Source organism: Streptomyces sp. NPDC001410, from assembly GCF_042895235.1.
Lineage (GTDB): Bacteria > Actinomycetota > Actinomycetes > Streptomycetales > Streptomycetaceae > Streptomyces.
On sequence record NZ_JBIAWE010000020.1, the window covers coordinates 46567 to 59091 of the forward strand.

The following is a 12525-nucleotide window of genomic DNA, read 5'->3' on the forward strand; positions in this document are numbered from 1 at the left end:
CACCGGAGTTCCCTCCTAAATTTATCTGCACGGATGCAGATACTGCTTTCGTTCAGATTCTGCATGCAGTCTAGCGAGCAGAGGAGACCTCCACCATGTCGAACGCCACCCACGACGTCGCCGCCATCACCTCGGTACTGGACGACCTGGTCGCCGCATGGGAGCGGCACGACGCCGACGCCTACGGCGAGCTGTTCACCCCGGACGCCACCTACGTCACCTACGTCGGCACCTTCTACCAGGGGCGCCAGGACATCGTGGACAGCCACCGCACCCTGTGGACGGGCTTCCTCAAGGGCACCAAACTGGCCGACGAGGTCCTCGACATCCGTTTCCAAGGACCGGACACGGCCGTGGTCAACGGGCGCGGCGACACCTACAAGGACAAGCGGCCACACAAGCTCACCAAGATCCAGACGTACACCCTGGTCCGCGGGAGCGACGGCGCGTGGCGCATCGCGGCCTTCCACAACACCAAGCGCAAGCCGCTGATGGAGTCGATCTCCTACCGGTTCGCACCGGGGCTCGTCCCGGCGGCCGAGAGGTGAGCCCCATGGAGCACTGAGGGCGTCAGGGCGAGGTCAGCCGTACCACGTGACGTTGCAGACATAGACGCATTCATGGCGAGGTACGGCAAGGAAACTGATGAAGCCGCGACCGCCGAGGATGTCGAACTCGCGCAGTCCGCCCTCACGGTCGAGAGGCCGACCCACCTTGACGGCGTCGTGACCGAGTGCGGCGAGTTCGGCCGCGAGCCGCTCCACCTCCGCCACCACCCCTGGCGGCAAACCTCCCGTGACGTACTCGGCGCTCGGGTTGTAGTCCCAAGCCCAGTCCGTCACAGCTCCGCCTCCGCCTCGGCTGTCTCGCGGATCGCGCGGATCTCCGCGATGGCCGCCGCCGGATCCTGCTCCCCAGCATCCACGATCCGCTCCAACTCCCTGAGCCGGGTGGCGCGTTCGGGATGCCGCTCGATCGCCACGAAGACGGCCCAGGAGTGTACGAAGGCGCGCAGTGGCGCCAGGCTCTGGGTCTGCTGCGCATTGGTCGTGGCTTCGAAAAGGTGCTGCGTGAGGGCCGGGACCCGACTCGGAGCGATGCGCGCGACCGCCGCCCGCAATGCGTCCGGCGTCAGCTCGGGCATGGGGATCAGCGGTCCGTACGGGCCGTCGGTCTGGGCGCTCACGATGACCTCCGGTGCGGGTGGCTCGGTCCTCGTACGGTACCGGTGGAATCGGTAGTACGCCGGGGACGTGGCGCTCATGCCACGGCCACGGTTGACGCACGACAGTCGCGGCACCGGCCCGGGTGAGGGGCCCGGAAGGCTCGCTCGCAGCCGTCGCAGGTCTGGAGCGGGGATGGGCGGTGAGGTACCGGACCGGGAGCCGGAGTGGGGAGGTGCGGTGGCAGTTGGCTGGTGAGGCGGTGTCGCAGGAAGGCCGCCGGGTGCTTGATCGGGTCCTGGGGCAGGCCGGTCGTCAGGGTGCGCAGTACAGCCGTGGGTGGCACGCCTCGCTCCAGCCACTCGGAGACGGCCGGAGCCAGGCGGATCACGTGCCGCTCGGTGAGGAGAAGGCGGGAGTCGTGAGCACGGAGGCCGGCGAGCAGTTCACTGGCCTTGCCGGATGGTGCGGGAGCCTTCGGTACAGCCGCGGGCTCAGGGGCAGCCGGGGCCGCGGCGGCCACAGCGGCCCTGGGCCTGTTGTGCGAGATCGTCCGGGTCGTCACTTGCCCCGATTGAAGACGCTCCCTGGGGCGCGCGAGTTATCCGTGTTCCTCCAGCTCGCGAAGAGCCGCCGCGATCCGGATCTCACCCTCGGGAAACTTTGCAGCCAGCGCCTTGATGCCGATCGGGGTGCCCTCCGGCAACGACTGGATGTGCAGCGCCAGGCCGATGGCCACCAGGGACAGTTCGGGATGCTGAGCCAGGTGATTGCCGACCACGGTGAAGTTGTCGTGGTGAGGTTCGTTCACGTGGGTGACGCCGGAGGAATGCCGGGTCTTCGGACGCGCGGGCGCGTTACGCTGCTTGTCAGTCATCGGGAAGCTCTCTCTTCCTCGGTGATCAGGCCCTCGCAGTGGGATGGCAGTCCCGGCGAGGGCCGATGCACGTCTGGGGGTTGCTTTCGCCGACGTTGCACGACAACTGCCCCGCCGCGCCAGTTGCGTTGGGCATATTCACTCCGGCGGGTGATCGACGGGGGCGGTGGGGGCTGGTTCGGTTCTTTCCCCGGTTCTATGGTCTTTGGCGTCGGGAGCCACCGGGTCACGCCCCGCCACGACCCGGTGTGAGTTCGGCCCAGACCGTCTTGGCGTTGGCGGGCGCCTCGTCCACGCCCCAGCGGTGGGCATAGGCCGCCACGATCAGTAATCCCCGGCCGGACTCCGCCGCCCCGTCCGCCAGGTCCGGGGTCTGCGGGATCCGGTCACCCCGGGCGTCGGTCACCTCGATACGGAGCGTGCCGTCGTCGTGCACAGCTTCAGCCCGAGCCGGAAGTCCCGTCCCCCGACCCGCCCGTGCAGTACGGCGTTGGCGGCCAGCTCCGCCACCACCTGCGCCGCCTCCTCGAACGGCACGCCCCACTCGTCCAGTTGACGCTCGGTGAGGAGACGGGCGAGACGGGCCCCCTGCGGGTGGCGGACAGCTGGACCCTGAGGTGGGTTTTCTGATTCACGTCACCCAGCGTGGCCATTCCTCCCTGCCCTGAACAGCGACAACCACGGTACGCAGGGTGACTGTCCGGGTGGTTCGCGTAGTCGTACGGCTCGTACGTCGAGGGGTGCAAGTGGAGGACGAGGAGGCCGAGGCCGTACTCAAGGCGGTCGGCCGGCAGATCAAGATGTGGCGCGAGGCCGCGGGGATGCGGCAGACCGAGCTGGGCGATGCCATCGGGTACAGCGAGGAGATGGTCTCGTCGGTGGAGCGGGGGCGCCGGATTCCCAAGCCTGACTTCCTGGACAAGTCCGATGAAGTGCTGGGCGCGGGCGGGAAGTTGTCCGCGATGAAGGAGGACGTGGAGAGGGCGCGGTACCCGAAGAACGTTCGGGACCTGGCCAAGCTGGAAGGCGAGGCAGTTGAGTTGGGGGCCTACGCCGCTCTCCACATCCATGGCCTCTTGCAGACAGAGGAGTACTCGCGGGCTTTGTATGCCATGCGGCGGCCCGTGTACACCGAGGAGGAGATCGATCGCCTCGTCTCCGCGCGCATGGCGAGGAAGTCGGTCTTCGAGCGCGTGCCCTTGGCGCAGATCACGTTCGTGCAGGAAGAGGCAACTCTCAGGCGGCCGATCGGCGGCAGAATGGTGTTACGGCAGCAGCTGGAACACCTGCTGGAAATGAGCAAGTTGCGGCATGTGGTGATCCAGGTGATGCCCACGGACTGTGAGGATCACGCAGGCATGATGGGCTCGATCCAGATGCTGAAACTCCGGAGCGGCAAGACCCTGGGACACACTGAAGGCCAGCTGTACAGCCGAGTGATCAGTGATCCGCGGGAAGCCCAGATCATGGAGATGCGCTATGGAATGGTCCGGGCGCAGGCGCTCGCGCCCCGAGAGTCACTGGCCTTCATCGAGAAAGTACTGGAGAGAGAGACATGACTGCCCTGGACTGGTTCAAGAGCAGCTACAGCGGCAACGACGGTCCTGAATGCGTGGAGGTGGCCATAACCCCCGCCACCATCCACATCCGCGACTCCAAGAACAAGGAAGGCGCCCGACTCGCCTTCAGGGACGCCACCTGGACGGAGTTCCTGGACTTCGCCGTTCACTCCGCGTAGCGCACCCGCATCGCGTCCCGGGCCGCGATCGCCCTCGCCAGCCGAGGCGCGAGCCTCGCCCGGTCGATGCCGGGGCTGTGCAGCAGGGTGGTGAGGCAGTCGGTCAGGGCCGCCAGGTCGGTCCAGTCGTGTGGGACGGCAAGGGCACGGTGCAGGCGCGTGTCCAGTTCGGGCCAGGCCTGGAGGCCCGCGCTGATCACGGTTTCGATGAGGTCGTGCACCGAGGGGGGATAGGCGTCCGGTCGCCGGGCCGCGTCGGCGAAGCTCCGCCACAAGGGCCTGGCAGCGGCTATGCCCTCTCCCCCGCCCACCGCCAGGGCCAGACCAAGTCGGCCACGAGCCCTGTCGATCATCCCTGGCCGTTCGGCCTCCTGCCGGGCGAGGGACCAGTTCCGCGTGCTCAGGTACACATCGCATCGGACGCCGGCTGTGTCCAGCTCGGCCAGCGCGTCCTCGTACCTGCCGCTGAACAGATGCACTTCGGCCAGCTGCTCATGGGCCCAGGCGAGATCGCCGCCCAGCGTGAGGTATCGCTCCAGATCCGAGCGAGCCCGTTCCAGCCGGCCCACGCTCATATCGGTCTGAATCTTGTTCGCCAGGGCCCATGCACCCTCAGGGTCCAGTTCCACCGCACGGTAGGCATCGGCCAGCGCTTTGTCGTACGCGTCCGTGCGACGGTGCACCTTGGAGCGGTGCGCAAGTGCCCAGGGATAGTCCGGTGCGAGGCTCAGTGCGTGGTCGAAGTCCGTCAGCGCCTGCTCGTCACGGCCGTGTGCGCTGTGCAGGGCGCCGCGGCTGGCATAGGCAGAGGCGTAGGTGTCGTCCAGTCCGATGGCCCGCCGGTAGTCGGCGAGTGCCTCCTCCTCGCGGTCGACGGCGCGCCGGGCGTCTCCCCGCTCGCACCACACCCACGGGGACTCGGGGGAGAGTGCCACGGCGCGGTCGAGGTCGGCCAACTGCTGCTCGCGTTCGCCGCGTGACCGCCGTACCCGGGCCCGGCGGACCAGGGCCCAGACGAAGCCTGGGTCCATCTCCAGTGCCCGGTTCAGGTCCGAAAGCGCGTGTTCGTCCTGGCCGAGTACGGCGCGCGTCGCACCTCGTGAAGCCCAGGCGAGGGTCCGCGTCGGGTCGAGTTCGATGGCCCGGTCGAGATCCCGCAGCGCGCAGTCGTAGTGACGGGCGATGCGGTGGTATTCGCCGCGGGTGGCCAGGTGCCGGGGGTTGTCGGGTTCCAGGGCGTGAGCGCGGTCCAGGTCCGCGATGGCGGCTTCGTAGTCGCCCAGTCCGGCGCGGGCACCACCCCGACCGTGGTGGGCGCGGGCCAACTCGGGGTCGTGTGCGATGGCCCGGTCGTACTCGACCAGCGCGCGCTCGTAGTCACCACCGGTCCGGAAGATCCCGCCGCGGATCGCGAGCGCGAGCGCCCGGGAGACGGTGTCGAGAGCGCCCCGGTCGACGAGCAGGGCGAGCGCGTCGGCGGTGTTCGGGTGCTGCAGGGCGTGCAGCAGGTCTCCGCCCCAGCGGGTCACCGCCTCGGCCTGGGTGTCCGCTCCCGCCTCGACCAGCATCCGGGCCCAGCGGCGGGCCTCCTCGTCGCCCCGCTGGCAGGCCCGCACAATGATCCCGAGCACGAACGGCAGCGCGGCCTGCTCCCCCGCGCACAGCCGGTGGTAGGCCTCCGCCAACCGCAGTTCCCGCCAGTCCTCGTCCGCCCATGGATCGTCCAGACCGGCCCGCCGTTCCGCCCGCCACCCTCCGAACGTCTCTGCCAGCCGCCCGTGCCGTTCCACCCACCCCCGAGGTGACCGCCTGCGCTGCAACCTCAGCATCGGGGCCCGTACGACATCGTGGTACTGCACCCGCTCCCCGCGCTCGCTGACGAACGGCATCCCCCGCAGCCAGTCGTACAGGGCCTCGGCCTCCTCCTCCGGGCCGTCCACCACCGCCCGGAACACGTCTGCGTCCAGGCGCCGGGGCAGCGCGCAGGCCAGGGCCGCCGCCCGCCGGACCGGGTCCGGCTCCCACTTCAGGAACCGTTCGACCGCCGTGGCGCTCGGGTCCCCCACGTCGTCCGGGTCGGCCGGGCGGGCCTCGGCGAGGGTGGAGACGAGGACAGGCAGGCCGCCGGAGAGGCGGAGCACCTCCCCCACCACCGACTCGGCCACGACCCCCCGGTCCGCCAGCAGGCCCCGCGCCTCCGCCTCGGTGAACGGGCCGAGCGGTACGTCCGTCATAAAGTCCGCGAAGCCGCCCCAGCGGACGGTGTCGAAGGGGTGCTGGCCGGCGGTGACGACGATGACGTCGGCGGGGAGGGCGCCGTAGCGGTCGGTGGTCATCAGCTCGTGCAGCCAGCCGTCCAGGTACGGGCCGGTGCGCTCGTAGGTGTCGAAGAACAGCACCAGCCAGGGGACCGACGAGGTGAGGTCCGACAGTTCGTCCAGCAGCCGGGGTGTCAGGACCCGCTCCGGTGCCAGCACCAGCTGCACGTCCTCCTGGTTGCGGAACCGTGCGCTCAGTCTCGCCTTCAAACGCGCGGCTCTGTCGGCGAGTTGGCCCGCGTCCACGGCTCCCACGAACGCACCGGCCCCGGGGACCAGCGCCCCGAGGCCCGCCATGCCGAGCCGTACCGCCGTCGTGGCGAGCGGGGACGGGCCCTCCGGGGCGGGCTCCAGGGTGGCGACCTCGGCCTCCGCCTCGTGGCGGCGCTCCCGGTACGCGGTGAGCAACTCCTCCAGCTTCTTCAACCGACGTCCCTGCTGGGCGAGTTGGCGGCAAATCGCCGCCATCGCCTCCGGCACACTCCCCACACCTTCGTCGACGTACGCAGTCAGCGCCCCCCGCTCCCGCGCGATCTGCTCCATCTCCCGCACCAGGAACGTCTTTCCGACACCGGCGTTGCCGTGCACATGAAAGAGGAAACGGTGGCGTTCGTCCTCCGGTGGAAAGTCCAAGTTCTCCCGGAACGCGGCCCGCTCATCGCCCCGGCCGACGAAACCCGCCCGCCTGCGCCGCCCGATCAGCTCCTGCATCGACGGCCGCGTCGACCCCATGCGCCCCACCCCCGTAGCCGGCCCGTCTGAAGTCTGACAGAGGCTTGCGTACCCGGACAGCCACCCACCGATTGACTTCGGAATACGTTCCGAAGTACCGTCGGATCATGTCCACTCCCACGGTCGCCTTCTCCGAGCTCTCGAAGAATTCGAAGCGTGTCGCCGAAACGCTCGACCGGGCTCAGCGTGTGCACATCACGCGTCGGGACGGCGAGGACCTGTACCTGACGACAGCGCGCCATGACCAGCAGCGCGAGGAGACGGCTGACATCACCGCCCGCCTTCTCGCCGCCCTCGTCCGCAGCGACGCCGGCGAGCGGGCCATACTGCGCGCGCTCCCCTCGGTCTTCCCGTGGGTCCGCCATCTGTCGGCGGACGAGCTGAAGCAGTTCGTGGCCGAGCTCATCGACGCCACGTACGACGCAGCCCAGTTGGACGTCCATGGCAATCTCCACCGAGTCGTCGTCGAGTGGCGCGCAACGGCGCGTGTCCTCGCCGACCCCGAGCTCACCGCACAGCTCACCCGGCGACTGCCGGACGAGGACCACGGCGAGGTGACCGCGCCGTGAGCCCGAAGCGTGGCGACGACGTCGCCCCACCGCCGGTGGACAGCGAATGGCGCCTGCGATTCGCAACGAACGAGGCAGCGAAAGGATGGGGTGAGCTGGGAGCAGAGGCGCCGGGGAACACGCGGCGCTGCTTCGAGGCGCTGCGCCAAGACCCTCTGTCCCGAGCGGACCCAGACCGTCAGCACCGGCTGCGCGGTCGCCTGGCCGCGGGCAGCCTCGGTGGTCTGGAGTACCCCCAGTGGGAGTACGAGGTGACGGCGGGCGGTCGCGTGCGGTACCTCGTGGACGAGGCACGCCACACCGTCCATCTCGTGTACGCGTCCACCCACCACCCCAAGGACACCGAGTAGCTCCCCGGAAGCTTCTCGGCCCCTCCTCCGGAGCCTGTGGCGGAGCCACTCTGGCGCAAAGCAGAGGCGAGTTGGAGGCCCCTGCCGCGAGAGAATCCAGCCATGACCACCACCCCCACCATCCCCACCACCGACACCAGCCGCACCTCTGGTAGCGCTGTCGCCCTGGCCGCCGGCGTGCTCACCGGCATACTCGCCCTCTACATCGCCCTGGTCGCCCTCGGGAACATCACCGACTTCGGGACGAACCAGCAGTTCGTGCGGCATGTGCTCGCGATGGACACGACCTTCAAGGACGACGACCTGATGTGGCGGGCGATCACCAGCACCGCGCTTCAGGACACCGCGTACGTCGCGATCATCGTGTGGGAGAGCGTCGCCGCGCTCGTCCTGATCTGGGGCACCTGGCTGTGGACGCGGCAGGATCACGACCGGGCCCGGCGCTGGTCCACCTACGGGCTGCTGATGCTGGTGCTGCTCTTCGGTGCCGGGTTCATCGCGATCGGCGGTGAGTGGTTCTCGATGTGGCAGTCGAAGACCTGGAACGGGCTGGACGCCGCCACCCGGGTGTTCCTGCTCAGCGGGGTCGCCTTGATCGTCAACCAGCTGCCGGGGGGTGGCCGGCGGGACGCTAGTTGACGACCGCCACCTTGGCGCCCTGCTCGCCGAAGGCCCACAGCGCGGCTCCGTCCTCCTTGTGGAGGCGGATGCCGCCCAGCTTCTGGCCGCTGGGCGCCGGCGGCGGCGAGGCGCCGTCGAGGGCGTTGGAGAAGGCTATGTTCACGCCCGACACCTTGGTGAAGTACATGACGTGCTCGATCTGGACCCCGTCCGAGCCCTTGAGGGACTGGATGCGCAGGGTGACCGAGTAGCGGCCGGGCTGCGGGTTCACCGTGCCCGGCCACACCGTGAACGTGCGGGTCGGCTTGCCGGTCGCGTCGACCAGCCAGACCCGCTTCTCACCGAGCGAGTAGACGATCCGGCGGCCCGTGCCGGACGCGTCCGGCAGGGTCGGCTCGGCCGGCGTCTTCGGTTTCGCGGGCGTGTGGGCGCCCGTCGACGCCGACGCCGACGCGCTGGGCTTGGCCGTCGCGGCCGTGGGACGCGGCCCGTGTTCCGCCTGCACGGCCAGGAAGACGACGGCCGCGGTCGCCCCGGCCGTCAGACCGGAGACCCAGGCCCACGAGGGCAGTCGGGCAGCCACGGGTACGCATCTCCTCCGCTACGGGTCCCCCTTCTCAGCACAGGGGTCGGATCATCGTACTCAGTCCAGGACGGGGAGCAGATCCGGCAGGTGCCCGTCGGAGGCCTCGGCCGCGCTCCGGCGCTCGTCCGAGACCGGCCCGTACAGCGTGGTGCGGGGCTTCGCCGGGCGGCCGGCCGCCTCGGCCACGGCCACCAGCTCCCTGATCGACTTGTACGAGCCGTACGACGAACCCGCCATGCGGGAGATCGTCTCCTCCATCAGCGTGCCGCCCAGGTCGTTCGCACCGGAGCGGAGCATCTCCGCCGCACCCTCCGCACCCAGTTTGACCCAACTTGTCTGGATATTGGGGATGTGGGGGTGGAGAAGGAGCCTTGCCATCGCCGTCACCGCGCGGTTGTCGCGCGTGGTCGGGCCGGGGCGTGCGATGCCCGCCAGGTACACCGGGGCGTTCGTGTGGATGAAGGGGAGCGTCACGAACTCCGTGAAGCCGCCCGTCCGCTGCTGGATCCCGGCCAGCGTGCGCAGATGCCCCAGCCAGTGCCGGGGCTGGTCCACGTGGCCGTACATCATCGTCGAGGAGGAGCGGATGCCCAGCTCGTGGGCCGTCGTGATCACCTCGATCCACGTGGCCGCCGGCAGCTTGCCCTTGGTCAGCACCCAGCGGACCTCGTCGTCCAGGATCTCCGCCGCAGTGCCGGGGATTGAGTCGAGACCGGCCTCCTTCGCGGCGGACAGCCACTCCCGGATCGACATGCCGGTGCGGGTCGCCCCGTTCACCACCTCCATCGGGGAGAAGGCATGCACATGCATGCCAGGGACCCGCTCCTTGACCGCCTTCGCGATGTCGAAGTACGCCGTGCCGGGCAGGTCGGGGTGGATGCCGCCCTGCATGCACACCTCGACCGCGCCCACGTCCCACGCCTGCTGGGCCCGGTCCGCCACCTGCTCCAGCGACAGCGTGTACGCGTCCGCGTCCGTCCTGCGCTGCGCGAAGGCACAGAAGCGGCAGCCCGTGTAACAGACGTTGGTGAAGTTGATGTTGCGGGTGACGATGTACGTCACGTCGTCGCCCACCGCCGACCGGCGCACGTCGTCCGCCACCCGGCACAGCGCGTCCAGCGCCGGGCCGTCCGCGTGGAACAGGGCCAGGGCCTCGGCGTCGGTCAGGCGGGTCGGGTCGTCGGCGGCCGTGCGCAGCGCCTGGCGTACGTCCGTGTCGATGCGCTCCGGCGCCATGCCGGGGACCGCCGCCTCACGCAGCGCCTCCCAGTCGCCGTACACCTCGTCGAAGTCGTCGCGCCGATCGGCCGTCCGGCCCTCGGTGTCGATCGTGCGGTGCAGCTCCGTGCGGCCGCTGGGCACGAAGACCTCCTCCGGCTCCTGCCACGGGCGCCCCTCGACCACCGCGTCCGGCAGCGCGAGGCCGGTCTCCGGGTCGGCCAGCGCGTCCACGTGCGGGCGCAGACGCGGGTCCAGCCAGGGCTCGCCGCGGCGGACGAACTCGGGGTACACACACAGGCGTTCGCGCAGCTCGAAGCCGGCGGCGCGGGAAAGCTCGGTGAGTTCCTCGATCAACGGCCAGGGGCGTTCCGGGTTGACGTGGTCGATGGTGAGCGGGGACACCCCGCCCCAGTCGTCGATCCCGGCGCCGATCAGCCGCTCGTACTCGGCGTCCACCAGGTTCGGCGGGGCCTGGAGGCAGGCGCTCGGGCCCATGATGTGCCGGGCCACCGCCACCGTGGCGACCAGCTCGTCCAGTTCGGCGTCCGGCATGCCGCGCATCGCCGTGTCCGGCTTGGCACGGAAGTTCTGGATGATCAGCTCCTGGATGCCGTGGTAGGCCCGCGACACCTTCCGCAGCGCGAACAGGGACTCCGCGCGCTCCTCGTACGTCTCGCCGATGCCGATCAGCAGGCCGGAGGTGAAGGGCACCGAGGAGCGGCCCGCGTCCTCCAGCACCCGCAGCCGTACGGCCGGTTCCTTGTCCGGGGAGCCGTAGTGCGGGCCGCCGGGCTCTGACCACAGCCGGGTCGCCGTCGTCTCCAGCATCATGCCCATGGAGGGGGCCACGGGCTTCAGCCGCTGGAAGTCCGTCCACGTCATCACGCCCGGGTTGAGGTGGGGCAGCAGGCCCGTCTCCTCCAGGATCCGGACCGAGATGGCGCGGACGTAGGCGATGGTGTCGTCGTAGCCGTGCGCGTCCAGCCACTCGCGCGCTTCCGGCCAGCGGTCCTCCGGCTTGTCGCCGAGGGTGATCAGGGCTTCCTTGCAGCCGAGGGCGGCACCCTTGCGGGCGACGTCGAGCACCTCGTCGGGGGACATGAACATCCCGTGGCCCGCCCGGCGCAGCTTGCCCGGGACGGTGACGAAGGTGCAGTAGTGACACTTGTCCCGGCACAGCCGGGTCAGGGGAATGAAGACGCTCTTCGAGTAGGTGATGACACCGGGCCGGCCCGCCGCCTGAAGGCCCGCGTCACGCACCCGGGCGGCGGACGCGGCGAGGTCGGTCAGAGCCTCGCCACGGGCCTGGAGGAGCACCGCCGCCTCGGAGACGTCGAGGGCGACGCCGTCCCGGGCACGTTTGAGGGCGCGACGCATGGAGTTCTCGGTCGGGCCGGTCCCGGAGGTCGCGGAAGTCGTCATTCCCTGAGCATACGTTCGGGCTGATCACGCCAGTGGGGACTCATCGCGGCTCCAGGAAGCTCGCGTACGCGTCGAGCACCCGCAGCACCTCCGCCTCGCCCGCCGGGGGCAGTTGGACGACCGTCTCCTCGATGCCCAGCTCCGCGTAGTGGGCGAGCTTGCCGGGGGTGGGGTGGACGGCGTACGGGACCACCTGGAGGGCGGCCGGGTCGCGGCCGGCGTCCGCCCAGACGGACCGCAGCACGGGCAGCGACTCGCTGAGCCCGCGGCCGCCGATCGGCAGCCAGCCGTCGGCGTACTCGGCGATGTGCGCGAACAGCTTGGGCCCCGCCGCCCCGCCGACGAGCGTGCGCGGGCCGACGACCGGCCCGCGCGGCTTCTGCGCCGGCTTGGGGAACGCGAAGCTCGCCCGCACGCTGCCGAACTCGCCCTCGTACCCCACCGGTTCCTCGGACCACAGCGCCCGCATCAGGCCCATCCGGTCCCGGACCAGCTCCCGGCGGCCGCGCCACTCGACACCGTGGTCGGCGGCCTCCTCGACGTTCCAGCCGAAGCCGAGGCCGAGGGTGAAGCGGCCGCCGCAGAGGTGATCGAGGGTGGCGATCTGCTTGGCCAGGCCGATCGGGTCGTGCTGGGCGACCAGCGTGATCCCCGTACCGAGGCCCAGCCGCTCGGTCACGGCCGCGGCCTGGCCCAGGGCGACGAAGGGGTCGAGGGTGCGGCCGTACTCGCGGGGGAGGTCGCCGCCGGCGGGGTAGGGGGTGGTCCGCTCTACGGGGATGTGGGTGTGCTCGGGCAGGTACAGCCCGGAGAAGCCGCGCTGCTCGAGTTCTTGGGCGAGACGGGTGGGGGTGACTGTCTCGTCGGTGAGGAAGATTGTCACGGCGATGCGCATGGGGCATCTGTATCGGGTGCTGTCCCATATGTC

13 protein-coding genes and 1 pseudogene are annotated in these 12525 nt (G+C 70.1%); 6 read left to right on the top strand and 8 right to left on the bottom strand.

Translation table 11 applies throughout. The features are described 5' to 3' along the window. Positions 1-95: 95 nt before the first annotated feature. Complete coding sequence (locus ACFY3C_RS35700) at positions 96-548, top strand: SgcJ/EcaC family oxidoreductase (protein ID WP_390773766.1); 453 nt, start codon at positions 96-98, stop codon at positions 546-548. 33 nt (positions 549-581) lie between these two features. Here ACFY3C_RS35700 and ACFY3C_RS35705 read toward each other — a convergent pair whose 3' ends face one another. The 4 genes and pseudogenes from ACFY3C_RS35705 to ACFY3C_RS35720 form a co-directional block, all read right to left on the bottom strand. Further along, a complete protein-coding gene (locus ACFY3C_RS35705) occupies positions 582-842 on the bottom strand; it encodes a hypothetical protein (protein ID WP_390773767.1) in 261 nt (86 codons plus the stop codon). Further along, positions 839-1186, bottom strand: coding sequence for a DUF6247 family protein (locus tag ACFY3C_RS35710; RefSeq protein ID WP_390773768.1), 348 nt, complete (start codon positions 1184-1186; stop codon positions 839-841). The genes ACFY3C_RS35705 and ACFY3C_RS35710 overlap by 4 nt, the downstream gene beginning before the upstream one ends. 578 nt (positions 1187-1764) lie before the next feature. Next, a complete protein-coding gene (locus ACFY3C_RS35715) occupies positions 1765-2040 on the bottom strand; it encodes a hypothetical protein (protein WP_390773769.1) in 276 nt (91 codons plus the stop codon). Positions 2041-2266: 226 nt separating this feature from the next. Continuing rightward, positions 2267-2592: pseudogene (locus ACFY3C_RS35720) on the bottom strand (ATP-binding protein). 194 nt (positions 2593-2786) lie between these two features. Between ACFY3C_RS35720 and ACFY3C_RS35725 the strand changes: the two are divergent. Both ACFY3C_RS35725 and ACFY3C_RS35730 read left to right on the top strand, forming a co-directional pair. Continuing rightward, positions 2787-3599: a helix-turn-helix domain-containing protein gene (locus ACFY3C_RS35725; protein ID WP_390773770.1), complete on the top strand. Its 813-nt coding sequence runs from the start codon at positions 2787-2789 to the stop codon at positions 3597-3599. After that, positions 3596-3778: a DUF397 domain-containing protein gene (locus tag ACFY3C_RS35730; RefSeq protein ID WP_390773771.1), complete on the top strand. Its 183-nt coding sequence runs from the start codon at positions 3596-3598 to the stop codon at positions 3776-3778. The genes ACFY3C_RS35725 and ACFY3C_RS35730 overlap by 4 nt, the downstream gene beginning before the upstream one ends. Here ACFY3C_RS35730 and ACFY3C_RS35735 read toward each other — a convergent pair. Beyond that, positions 3766-6828 carry a tetratricopeptide repeat protein gene (locus ACFY3C_RS35735; RefSeq protein WP_390773772.1) on the bottom strand — a complete coding sequence of 1021 codons (3063 nt, stop codon included), beginning with the start codon at positions 6826-6828 and terminating at the stop codon, positions 3766-3768. The two genes, ACFY3C_RS35730 and ACFY3C_RS35735, sit on opposite strands and share 13 nt — an antisense overlap. Positions 6829-6935: 107 nt before the next feature. Between ACFY3C_RS35735 and ACFY3C_RS35740 the strand changes: the two genes are divergently transcribed. The 3 genes from ACFY3C_RS35740 (at position 6936) to ACFY3C_RS35750 (ending at position 8386) form a co-directional block, all read left to right on the top strand. Further along, a complete protein-coding gene (locus tag ACFY3C_RS35740) occupies positions 6936-7397 on the top strand; it encodes a prevent-host-death family protein (RefSeq protein WP_390773773.1) in 462 nt (153 codons plus the stop codon). Continuing rightward, positions 7394-7747: a hypothetical protein gene (locus ACFY3C_RS35745; protein WP_390773774.1), complete on the top strand. Its 354-nt coding sequence runs from the start codon at positions 7394-7396 to the stop codon at positions 7745-7747. The genes ACFY3C_RS35740 and ACFY3C_RS35745 overlap by 4 nt, the downstream gene beginning before the upstream one ends. A gap of 102 nt (positions 7748-7849) precedes the next feature. Then, positions 7850-8386, top strand: a complete 537-nt coding sequence (locus ACFY3C_RS35750; RefSeq protein ID WP_390773775.1) for a DUF2165 domain-containing protein — start codon at positions 7850-7852, stop codon at positions 8384-8386. Here the strand turns inward: ACFY3C_RS35750 and ACFY3C_RS35755 are convergent. The 3 genes from ACFY3C_RS35755 to ACFY3C_RS35765 are packed head-to-tail and all read right to left on the bottom strand — an operon-like array spanning position 8379 to position 12492. Next, complete coding sequence (locus tag ACFY3C_RS35755; protein WP_390773776.1) at positions 8379-8951, bottom strand: hypothetical protein; 573 nt, start codon at positions 8949-8951, stop codon at positions 8379-8381. The genes ACFY3C_RS35750 and ACFY3C_RS35755 overlap by 8 nt on opposite strands. Positions 8952-9011: 60 nt before the next feature. Then, positions 9012-11597, bottom strand: a complete 2586-nt coding sequence (locus ACFY3C_RS35760) for a bifunctional FO biosynthesis protein CofGH (protein WP_390773777.1) — start codon at positions 11595-11597, stop codon at positions 9012-9014. A 40-nt stretch (positions 11598-11637) separates the two neighbouring features. Then, positions 11638-12492 (bottom strand): LLM class F420-dependent oxidoreductase, encoded by an 855-nt coding sequence (locus ACFY3C_RS35765; RefSeq protein WP_390773778.1) that lies wholly within the window; start codon positions 12490-12492, stop codon positions 11638-11640. Positions 12493-12525 lie beyond the last annotated feature (33 nt).